7 protein-coding genes are annotated in these 6,959 nt (G+C 71.6%); 3 read left to right on the top strand and 4 right to left on the bottom strand.

Translation table 11 applies throughout. The features are described 5' to 3' along the window. Nucleotides 1–288: adenosylhomocysteinase (locus tag ACX6XY_RS29735; protein WP_460337618.1), on the top strand; the 288-nt coding region annotated here is incomplete at its 5' end. A gap of 13 nt (nt 289–301) precedes the next feature. Next, the gene (locus tag ACX6XY_RS29730) at nt 302–661 is read left to right on the top strand and encodes a DUF3099 domain-containing protein (protein ID WP_460337615.1); all 360 of its coding nucleotides are present in this window, start codon (nt 302–304) and stop codon (nt 659–661) included. Between the two features lie 172 nt (nt 662–833). On the opposite strand, the gene ACX6XY_RS29725 is transcribed toward ACX6XY_RS29730, so the two are convergent. The 4 genes from ACX6XY_RS29725 to ACX6XY_RS29710 all read right to left on the bottom strand — a co-directional run bounded on the left by ACX6XY_RS29725 (nt 834) and on the right by ACX6XY_RS29710 (nt 5,721). Continuing rightward, the gene (locus ACX6XY_RS29725; RefSeq protein ID WP_460337612.1) at nt 834–1,187 is read right to left on the bottom strand and encodes a helix-turn-helix domain-containing protein; all 354 of its coding nucleotides are present in this window, start codon (nt 1,185–1,187) and stop codon (nt 834–836) included. Then, nucleotides 1,184–1,564, bottom strand: a complete 381-nt coding sequence (locus ACX6XY_RS29720; RefSeq protein WP_460337609.1) for a type II toxin-antitoxin system RelE/ParE family toxin — start codon at nt 1,562–1,564, stop codon at nt 1,184–1,186. The genes ACX6XY_RS29725 and ACX6XY_RS29720 overlap by 4 nt, the downstream gene beginning before the upstream one ends. A 150-nt stretch (nt 1,565–1,714) precedes the next feature. Next, nucleotides 1,715–3,448: an AMP-binding protein gene (locus ACX6XY_RS29715; protein ID WP_460337606.1), complete on the bottom strand. Its 1,734-nt coding sequence runs from the start codon at nt 3,446–3,448 to the stop codon at nt 1,715–1,717. Further along, nucleotides 3,448–5,721 (bottom strand): ATP-binding protein, encoded by a 2,274-nt coding sequence (locus ACX6XY_RS29710; protein ID WP_460337603.1) that lies wholly within the window; start codon nt 5,719–5,721, stop codon nt 3,448–3,450. The genes ACX6XY_RS29715 and ACX6XY_RS29710 overlap by 1 nt, the downstream gene beginning before the upstream one ends. Before the next feature lie 351 nt (nt 5,722–6,072). Here ACX6XY_RS29710 and ACX6XY_RS29705 point away from each other — a divergent pair. Then, nucleotides 6,073–6,959 (top strand): 2-oxoacid:acceptor oxidoreductase family protein (locus ACX6XY_RS29705; RefSeq protein ID WP_460337601.1); only part of this gene is annotated, 887 nt, incomplete at its 3' end.

The following is a 6,959-nucleotide window of genomic DNA, read 5'->3' as shown; positions in this document are numbered from 1 at the left end:
GTGCTCTCCGAAGGCCGCCTGCTGAACCTCGGTAACGCCACCGGCCACCCGTCCTTCGTGATGTCCAACTCCTTCGCCAACCAGACCCTGGCCCAGATCGAGTTGTTCACGAAGCCCGAGCAGTACACGACCGGCGTGTACGTCCTGCCCAAGCACCTGGACGAGAAGGTCGCCCGTGTCCACCTGGACGCCCTCGGCGTGAAGCTCACCCAACTGCGCCCGGAGCAGGCGGACTACATCGGCGTGTCGATCGACGGCCCCTACAAGCCCGACCACTACCGCTACTGATCTGAGGGGCGACATGCGCCGACTGCGAGCGGCACGACGTCCAAGCCAAGCGGCCGAGTCCATCACACGGGCCAGAACCGGACTGACCGAGGACCTACGCGGACGGCAACGGCGCTATCTCCTGGCCATGGTGGTGCGTACCGCCTGCGTGATCCTGATGGCCGTGACCTGGAGCCGGTGGCCCGTCGTCGCCGTGGGCGCCCTGGTCGCCGGGGTCGCCATCCCGTTCATCGCGGTGGTGATCACCCAGGCCGGGTGGCGACAAGGGCGCGGCCCGCGCCCCGCCACCGTACGCGTACGAGAAGAACCCTCCTCACGCGTCCCCCTGGAGCCCACCCTGATCCTGCCCCCGGAACGCAACGCCGCGGCCTGACCCGACCCCGAGGCCGTGCCTCCCGGCCTCCCGCACTGGCGCCCGGCGGGGGGCATGGTCTTGACGGTCACCGGCCGGTCACCGGGAACCGCTGAAAGGTCGTACGCGTCCCCGGCGCACGTTCCTCTCTGGCCGTGCCCGCCGCTGCGGATGCGCTGACGATACGGATTGGTCAGGCAGCAGTGTCGTGTTCTCGGGGGGTGAGGATGATTTTCGGTTCCTCGTCCTCGATGTCGATGTCGATGTGCAGCTTGGCGTCCAGTCCCTTAGACAGCTTGTACAGCAGGGGGAGGGTGGGTACGGCGTCGCTGCCCTCGATGCGGGAGATTTTCGCCTGGTCGAGGCCGCAGCGCTCGGCGGTCTCGGCCTGGGTGAGTCCCAGCTGGGCGCGGCGGTTGTATACGACGACGGCGAGTGCCATGGCCAGTAGGTTCTCCCGGCGTTCCTGGGCGCGCTCCGGCGTCTCCTCCTGGCCGGCCTTCAGCCGCGTCTCGCGTAGTGTCCTGAACTTCAGGTGACCGCTCATCGGTGGCCTCCATCCTCGGTAGTCCTGGTGAAGACGTCGTGTGCCGGTCCGTGCTCCGCCTCGCACAGCTTTCGGGTGGCGACTGCCCGGTCGATCTGCTTCTCCTCGTGCTGGCGCGTCTTGCGGAACCAGGTGAGGAAGATGATGCGCCGATCGGAGGTGATCCAGTACGTGAGGCGCGCTTCGATGTCACCGAGTGTCAGGCACAGTTCCCAGACACCGTCCCGCAAGGGTCGGGCGAGCGGCATCGGCATGCCGGGCCCGAGTTCGGACAAGATGCCGACGGCATCGTTCACCTTGCCGAAGTGCTTGTCCGACAGCCCTTCCAGCCAGGCCGCGACCTCGGGCTCTAGCTCGACTTCATAGAGCTTGCTCACACCTCACAGTATATGGCGTTGGCGACATATTCAACTGCGGCTGCGAGGTCCCGCCGGTGGCTGTGGAAGGTTGCTGGATTCTCTGGATCTGAGGACCGGAAGCGTCGTTTGCGCAGGTGGCCGCGGAGCCGTCGGCGGGAGGGGGCCGTGTCACGCCGGGAGGGACAGCCGTCTGCTCACCGTCCTGCGCAGTTCCGCACGGTGTACGCCGCCCGCCGCCGTGCGGGGGAGCGCGCCCAGGAGTTCGAGCCGGGCCGGGAGGTGGGCGGGCTGGGTGCCGTGGGCTGTGAGGTGGCCGCGTAGGTCGAGCAGGCTCGGCGGGGCGCCGTCGGGGACCACGACGGCGCAGGCGAGTTCGCCGTGCTCGGGGTCTGTGCAGGCGACGACGGCGGCCTCGGCGACTCGGGGATGGGTGAGCAGCCGTTCCTCCACCTCGGTGACGGGTACGAGGAACAGGCCCCCGACCTCTTCGCCCTCGGCCTCTTCGGCGTACGGGCTGACCGGGACGTCGCGGTCGCCGCCTTCGCCGCCCCCGCCCCCGCCCTCGCCGTCGGCCAGGGCGAACACGTCGTCCGGGTAGGCGGGGGCGGAATCGCCGACGCCGTTGGCGTGCCCGTCGTCCCGCCCCCAGGTCAAGCGCAGCCCGCCGCGGTCGCGCCGCCATATCGCGAGCGGTGCCGCGGGCCCGTCGTCGGGCGGTGGCGACGCCTTGGCCGGCGCGTCGAGCGGCACCCGCAGCGTCTTGTGCACCTGGCGGACGAGTCCCGTCGCGGCGCCCGCCGCGTCGGAGGCGTGCGCCTGCCGCAAGGACCGCAGCGCGCGCGGCCGTTGCTCCTGGGCGACCACGAGCTCGGCCCACTGCGCGGCCGACGCGAGGGTTTCTCGTACCCCCGCCGTCGCCATCAGATCGAGCGCGGCGTCCGGGTCCCACACGTCCTGGAGCACGATCGTGCCGCCCCGGACGAGCGGGCCGACGACCGCGTGCAGCGTCGACGCGGCGGCCGCCAGCGGAAGCGCGGAGAAGAAGGCGCCGCCCTCAGCGCCTCCAGCGCCTCCAGCGTCCCCGACGCCCCGTACGCCCCGTGCGCCCCCAGCGTCCCGCACCGCACCCGCGTACAGCGTGTTGGCCGTGTGCATGGCCATGGTGTGCGAGCCGTGCAGCCCGAGCGTGGTCACCGCGTGCGTGATCCGGTCGGGCAGGTCGACGGGCAGCGGGAGCCGTCCCGCGCGGTGGTAGCGCTCGTGCGGGGTGCGGACGAAGTGCCGCAGGAAGTCGATCGCGCCGGTGTCCGCCGCGTCGCCGAGTACGACCCGGTGGCGCAGCCACGGCAGCGACGGGGCGAGGTCGGTGAGGATCCGGGCGGGCGCGGTGCCCTCCCACAGATCGGGCACGACGCACACCCGCGGCTGCGCGGCGGTCAGCACGGCCTCCAGGTCGCGTGCCCCGTATCCGGGCATCACCGGCACCGCGACCGCGCCGACGCGCAGACACGCGAGCAGCAGTACGCACGTCTCCCAGCGGTTGGCCAGCTGGAAGGCGACCGGGTCGCCCTGGCGCACCCCGAGCGCGTCGAGCGCGTACGCGAAACGGTCTGTGTACGAGCCGAGTTGGGCGTACGAGACGCGGATGACTCGGGCCGCCTCCGGCTTGTGGGCGCGATGCGCGACCAGCGCGACCCGGTGCGGGTGCGCGACCGCGCCCCGGTACAGGTCGTGCAGGACGGTACGGGAACGCCACACGCCGCTCTCGGTGAAGGCGCGGGCGCGCCCGGCGGGCGGACGCACGGCGGCCAGCAGGTCGGCGAGCGGCACACCCCCGTCGGGGAGCCGTGCGCCGCGTGCGGCCACACGGGAGCCGCGGGTCTGGGAGCCACGGGGCGCCATCACTGCCTCCTGCCGACGGCCCAGGCCACCTGAACCCGCGAATTGCATCCCAGTTTCCGCATCACATTGCGGACGTGGTTCACCACCGTCCACTCGGCGATCTTCAACTCATGGGCGATCTGACGGTTGGTCATGCCCTCGGCCACGAGCAGCGCCACCTGCAACTGGCGCGGTGTGAGCGCGGCGGCCTCGCCGCGCTCGTCGGAGCGGCCCGGCTCGACCGCGGCGAGCGCCTCGGCGGCCATCGCGTCCGGGCGCAGCCGCAGCCCCTCGACCCACGCGGTGGCGAACACGGTCCAGCCGAGCTGGCGGCGCAGCTCCGTGACGGCGGCCTCGACACGGTTCCAGCGTTCCCCGGTGACCTTCACGCCGGTACGGCGGCGCAGCGCGTCGGCGGCGGCGAACAGCCGTGTCGCCCGCTGCGGCTGGCCCGCCTTGCTCTGGATCAGCAGGGCGAACGCATCCAGCACAGCGGGCAGTTCGGTGCGCTCGTCGATCGAGTCGTACAGACCGAGGCTCTCCCGCAGGGCCGACTGGGCGGCGGCCTCGTCGCCGGTGCGCAGCGCCAGCTGGCCGCCGATCGCGAGGGTGCGGGCCAGGCCGCGTATCTCGCCGTTCTGCCGCTGGATGCGCTCGGCCTGCTCCAGGCAGGCCGCCGCATCGTCCAACTGGCCGCCCGCAATGAGGACTTCGGCCAGAGATGCGGCGGCCTCGGCGGAGCCCGCCGTGTCGCCCTGTGTGTCGAGCGTGGTGTGCGCGGCCGACAGGAGCGACTGGCCGACCGCGTGATCGCCGCGGTGGAACAGGGCCAGGCCCATGCGCGCCGACGCGATCGCGCCGTGACGCGCGTCCCGCAGGCGTTTGCACAGGGCGACCGCGCGCCGGTGGCGGTGCGCGGCGCCGTCGTGGTCGCCGAGCGCGGCGGCGAGCGCGCCCGCGCCGATGTACAGCCGGACGCGGGCGCGCAGCGACTCCTCGCTCTCCTCGCTGTCGTCGCCGTGCAGGGCCTGGCCGGTCTCGTCGAACCAGCGCAGCCCCTCGCGCAGTTCGCCGCGCACCAGCCAGGGCCGCAGACAGGCGGCGACGAGTGCGGCGCGGGCCAGGGGGTCCTCGTGGTCCTTCAGATGGCGCAGGGCGGCCAGGACGTTGCGGTGCTCGGCGACGGCTACCCGGAGCCAGCGCTGCTGCTCGGAGCCGTGGAAGCGGCCTTCGATGGTGTGCAGCAGCTTCTGGTAGTGGCGCGCGTGGGCCTGCCGGGCCGCCGCGGCCTCCTCGTCGTCGGCGCCGTCCAGCAGCGCCAGGCCGAAGGCGCGGATGGTCCGAGACATCGTCAACCGGGCCTCGCCGCGCGGACGTTCGTCCAGGCTCAGTAGATTGCGATCAAGGAGCTTCTCCAGGGCCGCCGCCGTCTCGCCCGCGTCCAGCGGGGAGACCTTCTCGGCGGTGGCGAGCGTCGCGCCCTCCTCGAACAGGGCGAGCCTGGCCAGCAACGCACGCTGTCCGGGACCCAGTTCACGGCAGCTCCAGTCGGCGATGGCGAGCGTGGAGCGCTGCCGCGCCGGGACGTCCACGGGTCCGGGAAGATGACTGTCGCCGCCGCGCCGCAGCCAGGCGTGCACCTCCCGCAGGGGGAACAACCGCAGCCGCCGGGCGGCCAGCTCAAGCACCAGGGGAACGCCCTCAAGCAGGTTGCACAGATCGACGACGGCCTCGACGTTCTCGGCGGTCAGCGTGAACGCGGGGTTCACCTCGTGGGCGCGGCGAGTGAAGAGCTGAACGGCCGGGTTGTCCTGTACGTCGGCGACATCGGGTTCCAGCAGCGGTCCGGGCGGCGGCAGCGGCGCGACCAGCACGACCCGCTCGCCGTAGATCCGCAGCACCTCCTGCCCGGTGGCGAGCACGGTCAGCGCCGGGTTCTCGGCGAGGTGGGCCGCGACCACGGGCGCGAGCCCCGCGGCCAGGTGCTCGATCCCGTCGAGCAGCAGCAGCGTGCGCGCCTGCCGGTCCGTGGCGCGTACGATCCGGTCCACGGCCTCCACCGCCGCGTTCAGGCCATCGCAGGCGGGCAGATCGACGGTGTGCGCGCCGCCCGGAAAGACATCGGCCACCGAGCGCGCGGCCTCGGCGGCGAGTCGGCTCTTGCCGACGCCACCGGCCCCGGTGAGCGTGGTCAGACGGACGGTCGGGTCCTGGAGCCTGGCCTGAACCGCGATGAGGTCGAGTTCCCGACCCACCATTTCGGCCGTCTTGTGCGCCCGCAGATCGGTCGACATGCTCCCCCTTTGTGGCCGCCCGGCGCCGCCTCGCGCCAAAGACTCGGGACTCCCACGGTGCGCCGGACGCTAGGCACTCGTGCTTAAGCAGCCCTGAAGAGGCGCGGACGGCCCTGGGCGTGGGACGGTACGTTTCGGGGGCGTCGGCAGGTGCGTACCCAGGCCGTCGGAGGTGCGTACCGAGCCTCCGGGGGTGGATGGGACAGGGGCCCCGTGGCCGGGATTTTCCGGCCACGGCGGCCGGTCCGCGCGATCGTGGCGCGGGACCTGCGCTTTAGCCCTTCACAAGTCCCGGTGGGTCGAATGACGGCCACCGGTGAGTGAGTCCGGATTTCGTCGAAGGGGCCCCGCGTGGATGTTCAGGCCAAACCGGTCACACGCCTGGACCGGGTGATCATCCGGTTCGCTGGTGATTCGGGTGACGGGATGCAGTTGACGGGGGACCGTTTCACGTCGGAGACGGCGTCGTTCGGGAATGATCTGTCGACGCTGCCGAACTTCCCGGCGGAGATCCGGGCGCCCGCGGGGACGCTGCCGGGGGTGTCGTCGTTCCAGCTGCATTTCGCTGATCATGACATTCTGACGCCGGGGGACGCGCCGGATGTGCTGGTGGCGATGAACCCGGCGGCGTTGAAGGCGAACCTGGGTGATGTGCCGCGGGGTGCGGAGATCATCGTGAACACGGACGAGTTCTCGAAGCGGGCGATGGCCAAGGTCGGCTGGGAGGCGTCGCCGTTGGAGGACGGCTCGCTGGACGGCTACCGCGTGCATCCGGTGCCGCTGACCACGCTGACGGTGGAGGCGTTGAAGGAGTTCGGGCTGTCGCGCAAGGACGCGGGCCGCTCGAAGAACATGTTCGCGCTGGGGCTGCTGTCGTGGATGTATCACCGGCCCACCGAGGGCACCGAGGCGTTCTTGAAGCGGAAGTTCGCGAAGAAGCCGGACATCGCCGAGGCGAACATCGCGGCGTTCCGCGCGGGCTGGAACTTCGGTGAGACCACCGAGGACTTCGCGGTGTCGTATGAGGTCGCTCCGGCGGCGGCGGCGTTCGAGGCGGGTACGTACCGCAACATCTCGGGGAACCTCGCGCTGTCGTACGGGCTGATCGCGGCGGCCCGGCAGGCGGATCTGCCGCTGTACCTGGGTTCGTATCCGATCACTCCGGCCTCGGACGTCCTGCACGAGCTGAGCAAGCACAAGAACTTCGGGGTGCGGACCTTCCAGGCCGAGGACGAGAT

The organism is Streptomyces sp. O3 (assembly GCF_054788135.1).
Note: the sequence above shows the minus strand (reverse complement) of the source record. Positions and strands in the feature narration are given on the sequence as shown.